Source organism: Bradyrhizobium sp. 4 (assembly GCF_023100905.1).
Lineage (GTDB): Bacteria > Pseudomonadota > Alphaproteobacteria > Rhizobiales > Xanthobacteraceae > Bradyrhizobium.
In genome coordinates this window covers 1,241,363-1,259,889 of sequence record NZ_CP064686.1, presented here as the reverse complement: position 1 = coordinate 1,259,889, position 18,527 = coordinate 1,241,363, and the positions used below count along the sequence as shown (strand labels likewise).

General features: G+C 59.7%; 8 protein-coding genes and 8 pseudogenes. 9 read left to right on the top strand and 7 right to left on the bottom strand.

Going from position 1 to position 18,527, the window contains the following annotated elements; translation table 11 throughout:
- Nucleotides 1-110: 110 nt before the first annotated feature.
- Nucleotides 111-371: a hypothetical protein gene (locus IVB45_RS05820; protein ID WP_247356411.1), complete on the bottom strand. Its 261-nt coding sequence runs from the start codon at nt 369-371 to the stop codon at nt 111-113.
- Between the two features lie 804 nt (nt 372-1,175).
- On the opposite strand from IVB45_RS05820, the gene IVB45_RS05815 reads away from it, so the two are divergent.
- The gene (locus tag IVB45_RS05815) at nt 1,176-1,385 is read left to right on the top strand and encodes a transposase (RefSeq protein WP_247356410.1); all 210 of its coding nucleotides are present in this window, start codon (nt 1,176-1,178) and stop codon (nt 1,383-1,385) included.
- A gap of 415 nt (nt 1,386-1,800) precedes the next feature.
- Here the strand turns inward: IVB45_RS05815 and IVB45_RS05810 are convergent.
- Nucleotides 1,801-1,947, bottom strand: a pseudogene (locus IVB45_RS05810) (transposase domain-containing protein); the annotation flags it as partial.
- Nucleotides 1,948-2,308: 361 nt separating this feature from the next.
- On the opposite strand from IVB45_RS05810, the gene IVB45_RS38875 reads away from it, so the two are divergent.
- The 4 genes and pseudogenes from IVB45_RS38875 to IVB45_RS05795 all read left to right on the top strand — a co-directional run bounded on the left by IVB45_RS38875 (nt 2,309) and on the right by IVB45_RS05795 (nt 6,551).
- A complete protein-coding gene (locus IVB45_RS38875; RefSeq protein ID WP_256469470.1) occupies nt 2,309-2,443 on the top strand; it encodes a hypothetical protein in 135 nt (44 codons plus the stop codon).
- Nucleotides 2,444-2,702: 259 nt separating this feature from the next.
- Nucleotides 2,703-3,551 (top strand): annotated as a pseudogene (locus tag IVB45_RS05805) (tyrosine-type recombinase/integrase); the annotation flags it as partial.
- A 34-nt stretch (nt 3,552-3,585) separates the two neighbouring features.
- Nucleotides 3,586-4,800, top strand: a pseudogene (locus tag IVB45_RS05800) (IS91 family transposase).
- A 420-nt stretch (nt 4,801-5,220) separates the two neighbouring features.
- Nucleotides 5,221-6,551: pseudogene (locus IVB45_RS05795) on the top strand (IS5 family transposase).
- Nucleotides 6,552-6,850: 299 nt separating this feature from the next.
- Here the strand turns inward: IVB45_RS05795 and IVB45_RS05790 are convergent.
- Both IVB45_RS05790 and IVB45_RS05785 read right to left on the bottom strand, forming a co-directional pair.
- Nucleotides 6,851-7,699: a CmcJ/NvfI family oxidoreductase gene (locus IVB45_RS05790; protein ID WP_247356409.1), complete on the bottom strand. Its 849-nt coding sequence runs from the start codon at nt 7,697-7,699 to the stop codon at nt 6,851-6,853.
- Nucleotides 7,700-8,257: 558 nt separating this feature from the next.
- Nucleotides 8,258-8,398 carry a hypothetical protein gene (locus IVB45_RS05785; RefSeq protein ID WP_247356408.1) on the bottom strand — a complete coding sequence of 47 codons (141 nt, stop codon included), beginning with the start codon at nt 8,396-8,398 and terminating at the stop codon, nt 8,258-8,260.
- Nucleotides 8,399-10,151: 1,753 nt separating this feature from the next.
- Between IVB45_RS05785 and IVB45_RS05780 the strand changes: the two genes are divergently transcribed.
- Nucleotides 10,152-10,277 (top strand): tripartite tricarboxylate transporter permease, encoded by a 126-nt coding sequence (locus tag IVB45_RS05780; RefSeq protein WP_247356407.1) that lies wholly within the window; start codon nt 10,152-10,154, stop codon nt 10,275-10,277.
- 85 nt (nt 10,278-10,362) lie between these two features.
- Nucleotides 10,363-10,491 carry a hypothetical protein gene (locus IVB45_RS39020; RefSeq protein WP_346015283.1) on the top strand — a complete coding sequence of 43 codons (129 nt, stop codon included), beginning with the start codon at nt 10,363-10,365 and terminating at the stop codon, nt 10,489-10,491.
- Between the two features lie 50 nt (nt 10,492-10,541).
- Here the strand turns inward: IVB45_RS39020 and IVB45_RS05775 are convergent.
- Nucleotides 10,542-11,701 (bottom strand): annotated as a pseudogene (locus IVB45_RS05775) (AMP-binding protein).
- 2,071 nt (nt 11,702-13,772) lie between these two features.
- Between IVB45_RS05775 and istA the strand changes: the two are divergent.
- Nucleotides 13,773-15,077: an IS21 family transposase gene (gene istA, locus IVB45_RS05770; protein WP_247807599.1), complete on the top strand. Its 1,305-nt coding sequence runs from the start codon at nt 13,773-13,775 to the stop codon at nt 15,075-15,077.
- 20 nt (nt 15,078-15,097) lie between these two features.
- A pseudogene (gene istB, locus IVB45_RS05765) lies at nt 15,098-15,963 on the top strand (IS21-like element helper ATPase IstB).
- 316 nt (nt 15,964-16,279) lie between these two features.
- Here istB and IVB45_RS05760 read toward each other — a convergent pair.
- Nucleotides 16,280-17,628, bottom strand: a pseudogene (locus IVB45_RS05760) (IS701 family transposase).
- Between the two features lie 74 nt (nt 17,629-17,702).
- Nucleotides 17,703-18,463: pseudogene (locus IVB45_RS05755) on the bottom strand (IS5 family transposase).
- Nucleotides 18,464-18,527 lie beyond the last annotated feature (64 nt).

Below are 18,527 nucleotides of genomic sequence, written 5' to 3'. Positions count from 1 at the left end.
GAACCGCTTGTCCAGTTCTTCACCGGAGTTTACGACCGAGATCCGTCTGTACTTAAAAGCCGGCACCCGGGGAGTTCGACCCTCTTCAGATCGCCGCGTCAGCCGGCGCACTACTCCAAATTTTGCTCGAGCTCGGCGATCGTGGCTCCCAAAAGAACGGCTGACGTCTCAAGCTTCAGCTCAAGTACTTCAGCCTCCGCATAGCGGAGCAAGCCAATAACGCTCAAAAGCAGCGTCTGTCGCGTTCTTGGAGCCGTAAATTGAGCGCCTTGGGCCGTTAGCTCCCCTTCGCGCAGTTGCGCGATTTTCCGGCCTCTGAACTCGCCCGCCGCCGTATCTGTTGATGTGTCAATAAATGTGGCATAGATCATCTCGAATCCTAACGAACTCAACGACGTTGGAAAATTGCTTGTTGGCGATCCGCGAGAAGACGCTGCTAGCTGTCCAACGCGTCTCGATCGGGCGGGCAATGAGGATGACATCGCCTGGTATTCGGGTTCGAAATGCGCAGCGCTCGAATTCGCCCACACCGATGTATGGGTGCGCATTGATAGATCATTTGCCGCAGCTCGTTTTCGCTAGTTTAATCTGTTCATCGTGTCCCGTCATGCACAACCCGCTCTCGATGTGATGGTCAATGGGATCCTCTCACTTAGGAGAGCTCTCACTGTTCGTCTCCAAATCGTCCCGTGTTGGGTGCGGCGCTTTAGCCGCCAGTTGATCATCGCTCTCGATGATTGAGAATACACAAATAGGAGAGGGAGTCTCCTACCAGATTTTGGAAGCCATCGCAGGATTTGTTAGTCCCGGGCCTTGATGGGGCATTTTCGAATGATGCGCTACGGGACGTGTGTTACACGGCTGCGCCACCACGACGGAGGCAATCCGAGGAGCGATACAATTAGTCAGGCCTGAGAGCACTTGCCAGGTATTACGGGATCAACCAGCCTGTCGCGAAATGGAAGCAGTGTAGACCGTCGCCGACTCCCGGCAGGCGCGAAGGAAGCTGAACCGCATTTCTCACACTGTGAGGCGCACCAGGGCGCGAATCAGCAAAAGTTCTTTTGCGGGAAGGACTTTGGATGATTGAGGGAATGCCCCGACGCCGACACAGTGTGGCGCGGAACGGTTTAATTTCGGAGTGGTGGAGGGCCGGGCTGTGGAAGCGGCCTTTGATGCGTGGTGAGGTCGGACGCTTTAGCGCTGCTTCTGGGCGCCACCGCTCGGGCGATCAATATGGTGAGGCGTCAGATTGCTTTCGCGATCATCGCCGGCCGGACTTGGTCGAGCATGCGCTCGGGACATTGATCGGAGAGCAGATCTTTTGCATCGCACTTCGCTATGAAGATCTCAAGATCACGACGAACTGCGGCACGACCTGCTGATGCGGTGCCGGCGGGCAAGTCTGAAGCCTGGCGGGAGGACTGCGCAGCGGTGGCCGGTAAGTCGACGCTGAACCGATTGGAGCTGAGGCAAAGCAACCCTTGGCGCTATCACAAGATCCCATATCAGGCGGCGGCGATCGATTCGCTGCCGGTGACACGATTCCTGGAGGCGCACAAGCGAGCGCCGAACCGACGACCCGCGGCAGGGCTACCAGGAGGGGCGCTTCTTCCACGCTATTAGGACTGCCTGTAGCTGTCTGCCGCTGTACGTGTTTTGCGGCAGGCATATGCTGACGGCCAAGCTGCGGCGGGCCGATATCAACGCCAGTGCGGCCAGCATCGCGGAGGTCGAGCGGATTGTCCCACAGATCGTAAGCGTCGCCATCAGGCCACGCCTTTGAGTGCTTTGCTTTCGCTAGGCCCAGGGCAACAGCTGATTGATATCGCTGTTTGGATGACCTTCACTCCTGATGATGACGTCGGTAAGGCATTCCAGAGGATCTACGTCGTTGATTCTGCAGGTCTCGATCAGCGACGTGTTGATGGCCCAATGTTCGGCTCCGCGTCCCCGGCGACGCCATAGTACGCGGAGTCTGGGGCTCGAGATCGAAGTCTTCTAACCATTTCATTCTCTTCGGGCGGACCGCGACGTTCGTCGGCGACCAGACCCATTCGGATCGTCGGCACTTCAAACTCCGAGCGGAAGATGGCTCCTCTCGTCCCGACCTGGATGACGCAGGCAGAAGCAGGATCTGTCAAGATCGTTGATATTCCATGTATTTAGTTGACGTCGATTCTTGAGCTTCGAGCACTGATCGACTCGGTTCTGGCCTTCCAGGCAGGGGAGATGCCCCCGGAGGCTTGGAACACGATGCGTGGGACCTTTCAAACTTCCAGATCTATTCGAGGCGCGACCGCTTCGTATGACGCTCACTGCAGCAGAACGTGCGAAGTTGGTCGACGATCTGCCGTTGCTGCCGACGGTGGCGATGACGCCGCTGCCGCTGGCACGCATCACGGATCGGTCGGAGGCGAGGGATGAGTTAAATCGCGCCTGACCATACGCACGCAGTGCCTTTGTTTATTTAGTCCCGGCATTTGCTCGCGAGTTAAGTTGTCGTTCGTGAAGAATACCCAAACCGTTGATTTGAATCATAAACCGACGATCTGTGGAAATCCACTTTGCCGGAAACCGGCCGCTCGAAAGGGGATTGAACGAAGCCGCTACCGCGGCGTGAACGGCGAGGTGGCGTAGAGCGCCTCCTGCCTGAGAGGATGTGGGTGTTGCAGCCCACCCCCTCAGACAGGAGTATTGAGATGGCCGATTTGAGCCCTCTTCGCCGTCGCATGATAGAGGACATGACCGTCCGCAATCTGTCGCCGGCGACGCAGCGATCCTACATCAGCGCGGTTTCGAAGTTCAGCCGTTATTTCGGCAAATCGCCGGATCGGCTGGAACTGGAAGACGTTCGCGCCTTTCAAGTGCATCTGGTCTCGACCGGCATATCATGGCCGGCGCTGAACCAGATCGTCTGTGCGCTGCGGTTTTTCTACGGCGTTACTCTCGGCGAGGCGCTGATCCCGGAACGCATTCCCGATGCGCGAGAACCGCGCAAGCTGCCGGTCGTTCTCAGCGCCGACGAAGTGGTCCAGTTCCTCGAAGCAGTGTCCAGCCTGAAGAGCCGCGCCGCACTGACCACCGCCTATGCGGCCGGACTGAGGGCCTCCGAGGTAGCGGGACTGCGGATCGAAGACATCGACAGTGCTCGCGGTGTCATCCAGGTGCGCCACGGCAAGGGCGCGAAGGATCGCAACGTGATGTTGTCGCCCCAGCTGCTGGGCATCCTGCGCACCTAGTGGCGGCTCGCCCGGCCGCGCCTTTATCTGTTCCCGGGACGCGACGAAGACCATCCAATCGATCAGACCGTGTTGCATGCCGCCTGCCGGTCGGCGGTGAAGGCTGCGGGTCTGACCAAGCGCGTCACGCTGCACACGCTGCGCCACAGCTTCGCGACACATCTTCTCGAGAACGGAACCGACATCCGGATCATCCAGGTTCTGCTCGGGCACAATAACCTGTCGTCGACGGCGCGCTACACGCAGGTCGCCACCGATACGATCCGGGCGACGCAGAGCCCGCTCGACCGCCTGTCGCTGGAGGTGACGCACCGGGATGACAACGCGTCCGGAAGTGCGGGTTATGGCCCGCCCCGACGTCCGTCCGCACAGACCCGCCATCGAGATTGCCGATATCTTGCGCCGGCATGGCGACGCCTATCGCCGTTTGCATGCCGGTCATCTCGGTCGGGTCGAGCGGCGCGTGATGAGTGCGATCGTTGCGTGCCGAACCGAGGCGCTCGGCGGCCACATGGAGGCTTGCGACGACTGCGGCACGACACGCATCGCCTATAATTCTTGCCGCAACCGGCACTGTCCGAAGTGTCAGGGGCCAGCCCGAGCCGCGTGGCTTGCCGCGCGAGAAGCCGACCTGCTGCCGGTTCCCTATTTCCACGTCGTCTTCACACTGCCGGCTCCGATCGGCGCGATCGCCTTTCAGAACATGCGATCCTGTTCAAAGCCGCCGCCGAGGCAATGTCGAGGCTCGCCGCCAATCCACGCCGGCTCGGCGCCGGGATCGGCGTCGTCGCCGTCCTCCACACCTTGGGGGCAGGCGCTGACGCACCATCCCCACGTCCACTGCGTCGTGCCGGGCGGCGGCCTCTCGCCCGATGGCGCGCGCTGGATCGCCAGCCGACCAAACTTCTTCCTGGCCGTCAAACCGCTCGCCCGGCTGTTCAGACGCCTATTCCTCGAACGTCTGACCGCCGCCTTCGACGTCGGCACCCTGAACTTCTTCGGCGATCTCGCATCCCTGGCCCAGCCTGCCGCCTTCGCAGCTCACCTCGTCGCCATGCGGCGCATCAGCTGGGTCGTCTACGCCAAACGGCCGTTCGGCGGCCCCGCGCAGGTGCTGGCCTATCTCGGCCGCTATACCCATCGCGTTGCAATCGCCAACAGCCGGCTCGTAGCCCTCGCCGAGGATCACGTCGCCTTTACCTGGAAGGACTACCGCCAGAACGGCGCGACGAAGATCATGAAGCTCAAGCCCGACGAGTTCATCCGCCGCTACCTTCTTCACACGCTGCCCGATGGCTTCCATCGCATTCGCCACTTCGGCTTCATGGCAAACGGCCATCGCGCTGCCAAACTCGCCCTTTGCCGCAAACTTCTCGATCGTGAGCGGACCGCGCCAAACGGTGGCGAGCCGCCGCCTGTGGATTCGGACGCTCTGACGTGGCCCAAGGTTCCCGCCTGTCCTGATTGTGGTGGCGTCATGCGCATCATCGAGCGCTTTCGACACAGGTTCAGTCATTCCGGCGCTTCAACCCAATCGTTCCGGTGCGACACATCGTGAGCCAATTCATGCCGTGCACGAAGATCGTCACTCGTCATTACGATCCCGTCGTCTCGATCATCGCAGACGCTGCCGAATCCGTGCGGCCAAACAGCGCGCTGGAAACTATTCGATGCAGCCGGCCATCGATCGCGACCGCTGGTAAAATGCTCTCTGTCTCAAGTTGCCGCCATTGCGCAACCAAAACGTCGCCGCGTCTGCTCCGCAGTCTGCCCATAGCAACCCGCGATCTCAAACTATCCCCATAGCCGCACCACCGTGCATATTCTCCCGCGCCTTCGTTCAATCCGGCTTCAATGAGGTCGCGTGATAAGCGCTTTGTCGCGCCCTCGCGTGAGCGCGACCTCACAGAACCCTCCAGATTCCTTGCAAATTTGATTCGTGATTCTGTGTCGTATCACTGCTTCGGCGGAGAGCGAGATGCGGCCACGGGAACGGCGGGAGACGGGCGAGCAGGATCTGTTTCGCTCCCGGCTCGATCAGATCATCGACATGGATCATCCGCTGGCGAAGCTGGCGCGAACGGTGGAGTGGCAGTTCCTGGAAGGCCGCTTCTCCGAGGTCTACACGGATGATCCCGGTCATCCGCCGCTGCCGACACGACTGATGGCCGGGCTGGCGATCCTCCTGTCAGATGAGGTACTGTGCGAGCGCTGGGTTGAGAACCCCTATTACCAGTATTTCTGCGGCGAGGAGTTCTTCCAGCACGGACTGGTGTTCGATCGTTCATCGCTGACGCGCTGGCCCAACCGCATGGGCGAGGAGCGGTTGCAGGCGCTACTCCAGGAAAGCCTGTCGGTGGCCACCAGGACCAAGGCGATCAAGCCGTCCGAGCTGTCACAGGTGATCGTCGATACCACAGTGCAGCCCAAGAACGTGATGTTCCCCACCGATGCCAGGCTGCTGAACCGAGCACGCGAGAAGCTCGTGCGGCTGGCAAAGCAACACGGGGTGACTCTGCGCCAGTCCTATACACGGGTCGGCAAGTTCTCGCCCTGGTGCAGCACCAGCGTTATGCCCACGCCAAGCAGTTCAATCGCGCCAACCGGGCGCTGAAGAAGCTGCGCACCTTGCTCGGCCGCGTCATTCGCGACATCACCCGCAAGATCGAGGGCGACAGCGGGCTTGAAGCGGTGTTCGCCCAGCTGCTGATGCCGGCGCGGCGCGTGCGCGAGCAACAGCAGCGTCAGCGCGGACCGAAGGTCTATTCCCTGCACGCGCCGGAAGTCGAATGCATCGGCAAGGGCAAGGCCCATCGGCCATACGAGTTCGGCGTCAAGGTCTCCGTCGCCACCACTCTCAGCCACGCCAAGGGCGGACAGTTCGTCACTCACGTGAAGTCCATGCCGGGCAACCCCGACGACGGACACACCCTGGCAACCGTGATCCCGGAGATGGAGGCGCTGGTCGGCAACACCCTCGATCGCATCTTCGCAGACAAGGGATATCGCGGCCACAATGCACCGCAAGACCACAAGCTCAGAATCTTCATCTCCGGTCAGAAACGCGGCGTGACGCCCAGGATCAAACGTCAGTTACGCCGCCGGGCAGCCGTCGAACCCGTGATCGGCCATCTCAAAGCCGACCATCGAATGGGCCGAAACTATCTCTGGTACCGCCAAGGCGACGCTGCCAACGCCATCCTCGCAGCTGTCGGCTACAATTTCCGCCGCCTGATCCGCTGGCTCAGACTTTTATTGTGCCAGATACTCCTCGCCCTTATGGCAACGATTCAACCCGCTCCGGCTTAAAACCGGCGTTCTTCACGGACGACTAAATGCGTAGCTCCCCTGACGAAAGCTACGCATGCACGTTACTTAACGTGATGGGTCCATCGACTAAAGCGCAAGTGCAATCACGAAAGCAAGTCCCCGGGCCATTAACTGTCGCGGGTGTGATAAGCGAGGGCATATGCAGCATTGACGTTGTCTCAGCTGCGTCTAGCAGGTCGGGAAACGCAAGAGCTTAGCGCGTCGAGGCAGAACCTAGCGCGGCGGGTCCTCTAAACGTTCGGCGCCGGCGACTGAAGTGGCACAAGCGATCTCGGCTGTCAGGCGTAGTACACGAAAAAGCGGGCCTCTATACTTTCGCGGGGCTCCGCGTTGGGGTGCTTGCGACGATTGTCGAAGGCCGAGTGAGCGGCCTTCGGATTGCAATGCGGCTCGGAATCATAGCCCTTAAATAGGATGAACTCATTTGCAGTCATTTCCGGAAAATAGTACCAACGATGCGCTGGATTGAAGTGCACGGCACAACTCTTGAACGTGAAGCCAAGATATGTGTAATCCACCACGGCAATATCCGTATCGTGAACGGAGCCACCATCGCAGAACGCTAAGGGAAAATCCTGCGGAGGGGGCGAGAGGGCGTGCCAAGCCTGAACGATCATCAATCGAGAATACGATCGGATCGGGATGTCCTGCGATCGGTCCTCGACCGCGGCGAGCATTGGACCGGCGATCGGCGCGTAGTCAATGTGAGCCATTACACTCGGTTCCCTTACACCACGAAGGGCTTTGGCAGAGCGAACAACGACGCCTTGTCGACGCGGCACGACCCAGGACGCATTGAAATAGTTCTTTATGAACGGAACCATTTCTTCCAAGTACTTGTCGTATCCAATGTCTCGATCGCCATCGTTTGCGTGAGATATCTTGTGTTGAATTAGAGTAAAGCCCTGTCGATCAAGGGACAATTCGCTCACGATCGGACGCGCGTCACGAATCGTTACGTCGTAGGGGAGCATGGGCATATCTTGCATCGACAAAGCAATTCCGGGGGCATTCTCGTCGGCGGCGCGTTGAGCAAAGTTGATTTGACCTTGCACGAACTCCAAGTGATCGTGGTGTTTTGTTTTCGATGAAGCTCGTGTTTCATTTTCCATTACTGCTTGTCTCATCAGAATGATCCTCAAAAGTCACTTGGCGAACGGTTGGGAGTCCCGACCATTCATAGATTGCAACATCTTTAGTCACGATCCGAAGAATACATGAAGAAGGGAAGCGCGGAAGCCTACCAATTCTAGAAAATTGCTCTCACTTACTCGTTCAATCACTGTTCTCAGGATCACCAGTACCGAAGCTCGGAAGGATGTGACGATCGCCGCACATTTGCGGCCCGAGTTTGGCCTAAGTGAAGCCTAGGTATCATCGAGCGGCCAAGGCTTTGGCGAACGAGCCAGTGCGGAGCGCATTGTTCTTGCGCCAAAGATTTAGCGGTGGAGAACCTAAACGGACACAGCTCGCCATCGATCCCGGTGCTTACAGTTACCTGCATGTTTGGCCGATGACGCTGAGCTGCCTCTTTACTCTCGCCGGCGGCCAAGAAAGCCGCGGCTTGGCTCGAGTGCGAGGAGTTCGCGGAGATCCGTCCAGGGAGGATCATCGGCGTCGGTCCGCCGCTGGCAATCCGGACGAGCCGGTTCCCACGACACTTTAAATTGCTCTTCCACGCGACGTCACAACACTAGAAGATCGGGCAACCGTTCGGCATCGAGAACCATCGCGATCACCTCGGTGAGTTCAGCTGCTGCTTGTTTTGAATTGCAGCAGATCCGCCGCAAGATCTGCTGCCAGCACTCGAAGAAATCTGCGGCCATCGCCCTGGAGCGCGGCAACGCATGCGTCGGGGCTTTGACCGCGCACGTTTTTCTCGACCTGCCAGAGCTTTGCTCCCTTCGACCGTCGTCGTTGCCGCTTCCGAGCTCCCTGCAACATGCAGCTCGTAGAGCTTGCGTCTGCTGTGTGACCAACAGCCAGCCAATGTGATGCCATCATTGCTGATCTATAGGCGGCGTAACCAGCCACCTGCAGATACCACGATAGCCACTGAATAGCGGAGAGCACATTCTGCGGAGCGGCTGTCTTCGAAGCGATAAGCCGCCACCGGAGGACCGCTGCGGGCAAAGGTTGGGCCATTGGGCTTTTTTGCCGAGTAACCATCACCTCATACGCCCATGCTCCGGCTCCGAATCTGATTGTGACAGAGTTCCCCGGACTCGGACGTGATGCCGTTGGGAGATGCTGCACGCGAAACGTGTTGGTGGACACAATGCAGCTGTTGGTCGACCGGGATGGCAACTTTCAGCGGCCCGCGTCGGTCCGCATGTAGTGGGCTAACTGGTCATCAGGGCGCCGACGGTCCTGCCGTGCAGCCCAGGCCTCATTCAGGGCACCACATCTAGGCTACGATTCGGACAGTGAGTGCGGGATGACCGTGCACGAAGTGCGATGCAACGCGCTCCGGCGCGCCAACGGGAAATTTACCACATCAGGACCTTGTCGCCTCGCCTGATTTGCTTTCCTCCCATGAGGATGTCAGCGGTGGCGTTGCGGCGCATATGTGTCATGGGCGTCTGGTATCGAATAATCTCGGACAGAGCGTTCGACACCAAGGAGGGTTATCGCGCGAAGCTTTCTAGCTCGGACGGGGACTGGTTCATGAACAGCAGGCCCGCGGTGGTCGAAGTGCGCGTGGCGTCGATGAGATGCCAAGAGACTCACGTGGCTCCATATGCCGGGTCTCCGATGAGTGCGCCATCATCGAAAGGAGGTCAAATCGTGGCTCGGCATTTATCCGCTCCCGCCAAAGCCAGTAAAATAGTCCAAGCACTCGACAGGATTGCGTTTTCTGGTCCAGCGTCCATCGCCTGGCCAATTTTCGCAGGAGCGGGTCGACGGCAACCGTTGTCGGATTCAGTGATCTCATGCTTGTCGCCCAAAATTGGCCGGCGCGGCGGCTGGCGGGCGTACCGCATACTTTCCCGGATCGCAGCCAGTATCGACAGTGGCGGGTTGCCCATTGATCACTCACCTTACTTAAGTCAAACGCGCGGTGATGGCCAACTCCGTGACGTCTGACAGGAGGTGTGTGCCAACGATTGAGCCGGCCGCCAGACACCAAGTTCTGTCATTCGGGCTTACAACATGCTGTCGAGGCCATGACACGTCCGATTGAGCAAAAGGGTGGCATAAGGCTTGAAGGAGCCGGAAGAGGAATGATGAAGTTGCGCCTCAAGGACTGGCAGCGGTGGCTTACAACTTTGGTGCCTTTCGCTTTACTTTATGCGGCGGATAGCAAATCGGCTGTCCCAAGCTCGGCCTCCTTCCTCGCGGGTCCTCTGATGTTCATCCTCTTCGGCGTCCTATTTCGGCATGGCCACGACCACCTTCATGTGCGTATTCGCCTCGGCGCCAGGCCGCCACGGTGAAACGCTCGGCCGTCCTGGCCGCGGTCGTCACGGTCGCCCGCTGGCTCCTCTTTTCCTACGTGTTCCTTTCCCGCTGTACTGTATGTGGGTTTAGGATTTTGGCGAGCGCGCTTTCCGATCGGCGTTTCAAGCCCAGAATTTCATGTGGTGTTTCGTCGGCGTCCTTGTCGGAAACATGGTGGGCGTCCTGCCGGGAATGGAGTCGCTCGCCACGATCTCGGTGCTGCTGCCGCTGACGTTCGGCTTCAAGCGGTCGGCGCCATATTGATGCTGTCAGGAGTGTTCTATGGGGCGCAATACGCGGCGCGATCTGTTGGATCCTGCTCAACTAACCATGCCATCCGCCACACGCGGTGACGTGCCCCGACGGGCTTCCACTGACGAAGCAGAGCCGCGGCGCCGCCGCGCTTGGCATCACGGTCCTGTCGTCGTTCGTCGGCGCTTCCTGGGGCATCCTGGAAATGAAGCTCCGGTGCTGGTGAAGGTCGCGCTGGAGTTCGGTACGACCGTGGGGTTTTCGTGTCTTCAGCGGCTACGCCTGCGGGGTAAAGAAAATGCCAAACCTCGATCGCCATCGTTGTGCTGGCTTAATCGTGTAAGCCCCTTCAGCAGGAAAATAGTGGATCTTGCCCAACGCCGTTCGTGGCAATTCTTCCGTGAAAACAATTTCGCGCGGCACCTTAAAGGCGGGCGAGTTGCGAGCCTGCATCCGCCGTTACTGCTTCCGCGTCAAGCCGACCCCCCGGCCGGCTGATCACATACGCGATCGGCTCCTCATCCCAACGCGCATCGGGGCAACCGACAACGGCGCAGTCTGCGACATCGGGATGCTCCAGAAGCGTGCGCTCTACTTCCGCCGGGTAGATCTTTTCTCCACCGGAAATGATCAGGTTCCTTTTGCGATTATACCCAAAGTATCCATCGGCATCGCGGCGGCCAATGTCAGCGGTGAGATACCAGCCCTTGTGCAAAGCCTCGCGCGAGTGGTTGTTGAGCGCCCCAATGCCCGCCGAAGACGTTGGGGCCCCACACGGCGATCTCGCCCGGGGTGCCCGCCTGCAACTTGTTGCCGGTGTCACCGGGAATCGCTGCTTCGCAGCATAGGCCCGGCAAGCCGCTCGAGCCCTTACGCGTAAGATCGCCGCGAGCCTCGTATACACAGCAATAGGGCAGGTCTCCGTCGAACCGTAAACCTGCAGCACCGGCACCCCACGCGCGACAAAGCGTTCGATAAGGCGCTGCGGACCATCGTTGAACCGGTGCAAATTGCCGTGGGTGAGGTGAGGTCCGTCGTTCGCCACTGAGGATGCTCGGTTAGGACTTGCATCGTGGCAGGCACCAACGCTGCCAGCCTAGGTCTGTCGCGTTCGATCGCAGCAAGCGTGGCCTCGGGCTTAAATCGCGTGTGAATGGTGACCGTCGCGCCGTGATGCAACGCCGGGGTTATCTGGATGTTTAGACCGCCAACGAGTCGCGCGCAGGCATAGAGCAGGGCCAGGTACGCGGGCGGGTTGATGGCAAGCATCGCGAGGCGGTCGCCTCTCTCAATGCCGAGCTGGTTTTTTAGAGCACGAGCGATTTGCTCGATGCCTTGAGTGAAGGCGGCGTAACTTAGGATACCCCGTCGAAGTGGATCGCGGGGTTGTCGGGAGCAAACGGTGCGTTACGCTCGATCATTGTGCAAAGATCCACCTCTGTCCCCTTTTTGCTAGGTTCGTTACGTACTTGCAAAAGTACTCAGACCCCCGACCTCCTGAGGTCGTCCGGAAGCTCTCGAATTTCGATCGCGAACAGATCGCATCGGATGCCTTCAGGCGCGCGAGCAGTCAAGCGATCTCAGGATACGATCTTCACGACGTCATCAGCCCGGGCTCGCTTTAACTCTCTTAAACCGTAAAGGCGTAGGCGCTTCACGGGCTCCGCTGTCCGGCGTGCATCTGCGCGTAGTGTGAGCGCACCATGACATTATCTTCTTATCAGGTTTCCGACTTACAGGCTCACCGCACACATAGGGAGATCTGGAATCTGCATCTTTGAAGCCGACTATAGCTCGGCAACGACCTTCAATGTGGTCGAGCAACAGAACGTTCTTGGCGCCGTCGGGCTTTTTCATCCTGCTGCTCCGAAATGCGAAGCAATCTTTTGCGTTATCGTTCCAGTCATGCCGATCGACATTAGCCGTCTAAGCCGATTGAAACCATCCGAGGCCGGATCGACCTTCGTGCATTTCCAAGATGATGGCGGCGAGCGACCTCCAAGCGAGCTGGTCGAGCAGAACCAAAACTCCTTGTTTCAACTGATTTGTACGGGTGTCACGGGCCACGGAGGAATTCGGTTTTCAATCTGCAATAGGAGGAGCCGCACAGCGCGGTAAGGTTGACGTTGACGTCCCCTGAATTGACCAGCTCTTCAGCGATGTGGATCAGAGAAGGCGTATGGTGGCGCGATACGTGACCTTTGTCCGGCCAACGCGATTCACGAGATGCACCCCAGCTGCGGCGCCTGCCCTGAAGAACGAGCCGCGCGACTGCGCGAGCGTGCCGCCGTACGGCGGTAATGGCGATGTCAGATATCGCGTCGCGCAGCAACCATCGCAGCTTCTGGTAGAGCCGATGTCAGAGGCGCGGCTCAACTAACGAATGTAGGGGCTGCTCATAGTGGGTATGCGCGCGCTTGGCGTCGCCTCCCAGGCGGTCGATTCTTGCGGTACGCGGCGCGTTCAAATCGCCTTGGTAAACGCCGCCGGTGACGACGTCGACAAAATCGAAGCCGCGCCCGGCGGCTGGGATTTGGCATGATCGAAGAGCGCAGCTCCGGCGTTTCACTTCTCAGGGGGCCGGTTAAGCTCTGCGACCACCTTCACACTGACGGCCTTGATGCGCGATGTCAGCCCAAGAATCGTTGCCAGGAGCTCCTTGGCGACAAAAAGCCGGCATGCCACGGCACGTTCGTGATGAGTGCCTCGAAGCGCGCGAGATCTCGCGTCCGGTGACGATCTTGCCGCCATCGCGCGCCAGCTCTGTCACTATCACATAATTGGGATTGCGCCCTCGGCTTTATCTGCGCGCCCGAGGTCGGGCTGCCGATCTCTTCGGACGATAAGTAGAACTGGGGCACCGCCAAACGGTGAGCGCGCGCGGTTGGCGAACTTGCCGGAAAGGCATGATAGTAGAGCTAGCCGCCGCACTTCATGTCGTAGATTCCTGCCCAAACGCGCTCTCCCCCTCGATCTTGAACGGCAGCCACTCGATGAAGCCGATCGGATGAACCGTGTCGAGACGGCTCGGCACCAAGATGCCAGGCGCGTCCTGTTCCCCGGACGAGCGCGCCAGCAGACGATCGCTGCAACCGGCTCCGGTCCAAGCTGCCCGGGGGGCGCAATATACGATGCGTCCAGACCGGCGAGCGATTTCGACCAGGCGGCGAATGCGGTCGAGGATTAAGGCTGCTTAAAATGGGTTTTGGGCATGGCTGTCATCGCCGCCCAAACAACTCAAACGAGACTTCGAGTCTCGTTTTTTTCTTTTGCGGTATCGTCAATGGAAATCACGTCGCGATTGATGACTCAAGCTCGCTTGCTTGGCTCTGAGACACGCAGTGATGGCGGTGCGATCCCGGATCTGGGTGTTACGCAGGCGAAACACGTCCTTCATGCAAGCGTCTTTCTTCGTTGTCGGCGGCTGATCTGTCGCGCGCCATGGAAAACTGCCCCCTCAGCGTCACGAGGAATTGCTCCCTCCTCGGATAGCTGAGGAGAGAGTGAATGAAGCGGGAACGAATCGCTGAAAGCTCGGCGTGGAATGATCCACGGGGGCAGGTGATGAAGACGCCGGATGACGTGGCGGAGATGATGCGCCTGAGGGCGTGCGGGTGGGGTGTGAAGCGGATTGCGCGGCAGCTGGGCTGCAGCCATCACACAGTAAAGGACTACGTGGCGGCGGGCAGGGTGAAGCCATTCAAGTCGCCTAAGCGGCCGAAGCGTCTCGACGGCCTTGAGGGTTGGCTGCGCGAGAGGCTCATTCGGCATCGCGGCAATGCCGACGTGGTGCGCCAGGACCTGTTGACGGACAAAGGCGTGGCCGTCAGCCGGCGGACGCTGCAGCGCGCGGTGCAGCCCTATCGGCAGGCGCTGAAGGCGGAGGCGCTGGCGACGACTCGGTTTGAGACGCCGCCGGGCCGGCAGCTGCAGATCGACTTCGGGGAGCGCCTGGTCGAGATCGGAGGGGCGAAAGTCAAGGCATTCGTGTTCGTGGCAACGCTTGGACACTCGCGACGGCTCCATGTGCGTGCGTTCCGGGCCGAGAGGCAGGAGCATTGGTTCGCCGGGCTCGAGAGCACATTCACGACCTTCAGCGGTGTGCCGGAGGAAGTGCTGATGGACAATCCACGCGCGCTTGTCGTGCGCCACGACGCGGTGAGCCGGTCGGTTCAGTTCAACGACAAGCTGGTAGCCTTCGCAAAACATTGGGGCTTCCGTCCTCGCGCCTGCGCGCCATATCGGGCGCGCACGAAGGGCAAGACGGAGAACGGCGTCGGCTACGTGAAGAAGAACGCGATCGCCGGTCATTCCTTCCCAAGTTGGGAAGCATTCGAGGCGCATCTCGACAGATGGGAGCGTGAGGTTGCGAACGTTCGTATCCACGGCACGACCGGCGAGGCGCCGATCATCCGCTTCGCGCGTGACGAGATACATCGGTTGAAGCCGCTCGGCGGGCAGCCGTCGTTTGGATCCTTGCGTGAACTGACCCGCGTCGTCGGCAATGATTGCGCCGTCGAGATCGACACGAACAGCTACTCGGTGCCGTGGCGCCTGATTGGCGAGCGCGTGGCGGTAACGATCGCGGCCGGCGAAGTGCGGATCCGCCATGGATTGCACCAGGTAGCAGTGCACAAGCAATCGGAGGGGCGCCGGCTGCGGATCGTCGACTCCGCCCATCTCGATGGTGTTGCTGGTCGCAGTGGCGCGGTCCGCCGGGCGGAGATCGCGGCGGTGCTGGCGCCGTCCTCACCGCCGTCGTTGTTACGTCCTCTTGCCGAATACGAAGCCGTGGTCGGAGGACGCTTCTGATGACGCGGGCAAAAAAGGTAATGGAAGCGACGACCGATCCGCTAGATGCCATGCTGGCGCGATTGCAGCTCTCCGGGATCCGCGATCAGCTCGACAGCCTGCTCGACGAGGCGGCGCGCGCGAACCTGTCGGCGCGTGAGACGCTGATCTTGCTGTGCGAGCGCGAGATCGCACGCAAGGACCATCGCCGCATCGAGATGGCGCTCAAGCTCGCACACTTCCCGGCCGTGAAGGAGCTTGCTGGCTTCGACTTCGAGGCGCAGCCGTCAATTGATCCAAAGCAGATCCGCGATCTTGCCGCGTCACGTTGGATCGCCAACGGCGAGAATGTGCTGCTGCTCGGGCCGCCCGGCGTCGGCAAGACGCACTTGTCGATCGCGCTGGGGCGAGAGGCTATCCTGGCCGGGTACACGGTGCAGTTCACCACGGCGACGACGCTGGTCGCAGGTCTTGCCAAGGCCCACGGCGAGCGACGCCTGGACGAGAACCTGCTCGCGCTGTCGAAGCCAAAGCTGCTCATCGTCGACGAGCTCGGCTACTTGCCACTTGAACCTGACGCGGCGCATCTGTTCTTCCAACTGGTCAGCCGGCGCTACGAAACCGGCGCCATCTGATCACGTCCAACCGCAGCGTTGCCGAATGGGGCACAGTGTTCGCCGATCCCGTGGTCGCCACCGCGATCCTCGACCGGCTCCTGCACCACAGCCATGTGCTGACGATCCGCGGCGACAGCTACCGGCTCCGCGCCAAGCGCAGGAGCGGCCTCATCAAAACGCCGACCGCCGGTGACGACCCTCCGGTCGGCTCCGCCTCCCTCCGGCCCGTCACCGGCGGAAACAACCTTCACCGAGATCATAATCCCGATGGTGGGGGCAGTTCTACATGACGCAAAGGGGGCAGTTCCGGATGGCGTTTGACAGCTGATCTCGCGCACCCGTCGACTCGAGCACAGAGATGCCGTTGCACAATAAGAACTACAGCACAGCAGTTGGCTTTGGGCACGCAAAAACCAATGCGTTCGTTGTGTGCGCGTCACAATATCCTTTTTAGGTCGGTACGTTGCGGTATTGGGGTTGCGCAAGGCACAATATGGCCAGTCTACAGGAAAAAAAGGCCGGAAAGGTTCAAGTCGTCGGTGGCTGTGGAAGCGTTGCTATGTATGCTAGCACTACTTTGGCAGAATGTGTTTTCGCCGCTGTTTTTCAAGGATTTGCTTTCGGCAATGTGGGCACTGCTGGGGCGGCGGCCGAAGGATGAGATCGACGATGGCGTGACGTACGGCGGGCATAGTCGGTTGAGGCGGAGGCCCGTTGATTCTTTTTTTTTCGCCCCGCGTTTGCGAGGCGACGATGTTGCAGGAAGGCGTAGGCAATCATTGTCATAAGGGCGTGGCGATGAAGACCTTGCCATGATCGCCCTTCGAAGTGATCAAGTCCAAGTTCCTCCTTCAACTGTTGATGCGCCTGCTCACAAATCCACCGTGCCTTGATGGTGGCGGCCAGCGTGCGCAGATCCGTCGTCGCCGGAAGATTGGCGAGATAGTATTTCTTCTCCCCGGAGGCACGTTGCTCGCCAATGAGCCAGGCTTCGTCGCCTGGGAGATGCTGCTGACCTTTATCCCATATCCGCTGCGGAGGGCCGTCGGCGGTGCGGACACGGAGAGCAGCAAATCGGGCTTTGAGCCGACCTTTCGTCCCGCTGCGCCAACTCACGGTTTTCCATTTGGCGCTGGCCAGCATTTGTTCTGCCGCAATCGATAAGATATCGGGCACGTGGTGCTTTCGTGGTTTGCCACGGGCTTTGGTGATCGGCCAAATGAGCTTCACATCGACCGGATACACTTTCTGGTGCCGAGGGATACCGACCGCCCAGGCCAGCCCGCGCTCTGTTAGCCCTTGTCGAAACGGCGCGCTGAGGCCGTATCCTGCATCCGCCAGCACACATCCAAAGCGTATGTTGGCTGCCATCGCGCGGTCAATCTCGGCCAAAGCGATCTCCGGCTTGGACCGCGGCGTTCGGTGTTCGACTGGCACGCGAGCGCGCTTCAAGCGAGGCATGTCGCTTGTCCAGCTGTCAGGCAGAAAGAGACGTAACGCGACCATCACGGGCACTTCCCCGCGCGCAAGCGTTAAAGACACCAGCGTTTGGCAATTTGCAGTTTTACCGAGAGCCGACGCGTATTGAGCCGCAACACCGACCGATCGCTCACCCTTTTTCGGCAGTGAGGTGTCATCAATAACCAGCACCGCATCCCTGCCGCCGACAAGTCGGTCCGCCTGGTTGAGCAGCTCTGTCTCTAGCGGCGTCGCGTTCCAGACGCCGTCCGCAATGAAATGGTGCAACTGGTCGTAGTTGCTCGTGGCAAGGCGTTCCGCCATCGGCTGAACGCTCTTGCGATCGCCAGGACCGATCAATCCCGCAACATATAGAGGACACACCGCTGTCGGGTCTTATGACCCAGCCGGTCCAAGAACGGCATCAGCCAGCGTTCGAGTTCGTCTTCCCATCCCGGCATGGTCAGCCCTCCAAGAGCCGACCACCCATGAATCATTGAACAATTGATTCGGGAATCCTATAAATCGCGGCAAAATCAACAATCTGCCAAAGTAGTGCTAGGGTTCAGACTCAATTGATCCAATAAGCGACGAGAGCGGCGAGGTGGACGGCGGCCAAGAAGTTTCTGGCAAGTTTGTCGTAGCGAGTAGCAACACGCCTGAAATCCTTGAGCCGGCAGAAACAGCGCTCGATAACATTGCGCCCTTTATAGAGGCGCTTGCTGAAGCTGTGGAGGGTTACCCGGTTGGATTTGTTTGGAATGACGGGTTTCGCGCCGCGATTGACGATTTCGGCGCGAAAGCCGTCGCCATCGTAGCCTTTGTCCCCAATGAGGGAAGACATGGGCGGCGCGAGCTTCAAAAGGGCCGGCCCTGCGGCAATGTCTGCGGCTTGTCCCGGAGTGAGATGAAATGCGCAAGGTTTGCAATCAGGGTCGCTCAGCGCGTGGATTTTCGTGGTCCGCCCACCGCGCGAGCGGCCGATCGCCTGTTCACACTCCCCCCTTTTCCGCCGCTCGCCGAGCGATGCGCTTTGATCGAGGTGGAGTCGATCGACAAAGCCACTCGGTCCTTGCCGCAGCGGGCGAGCGCTTCAAAGATCGCCTGCCAATGTCCGCGCTTAGCCCAGCGATTGAACCGATTGTAGATCGTCGTGTAAGGGCCATAGTCGGACGGGCAATCGCGCCAGCGTGCGCCGCACTGGAGCATGTGAATGATACCGCTGATAATGCGTCGATCGTCTTCGCGCGCCGGGCCGGTCTGGTTTGTTGGCAGATGCGGCTCTATCTGAGCCCACTGCTTGTCGTTGAGCCAGAACAGTCCTTTGCGCATCGAAGTCCCCCGTGCCGAATCAACTTGGCACCAGGGAATCAGAACTCGCTAATTAGGTACAGAC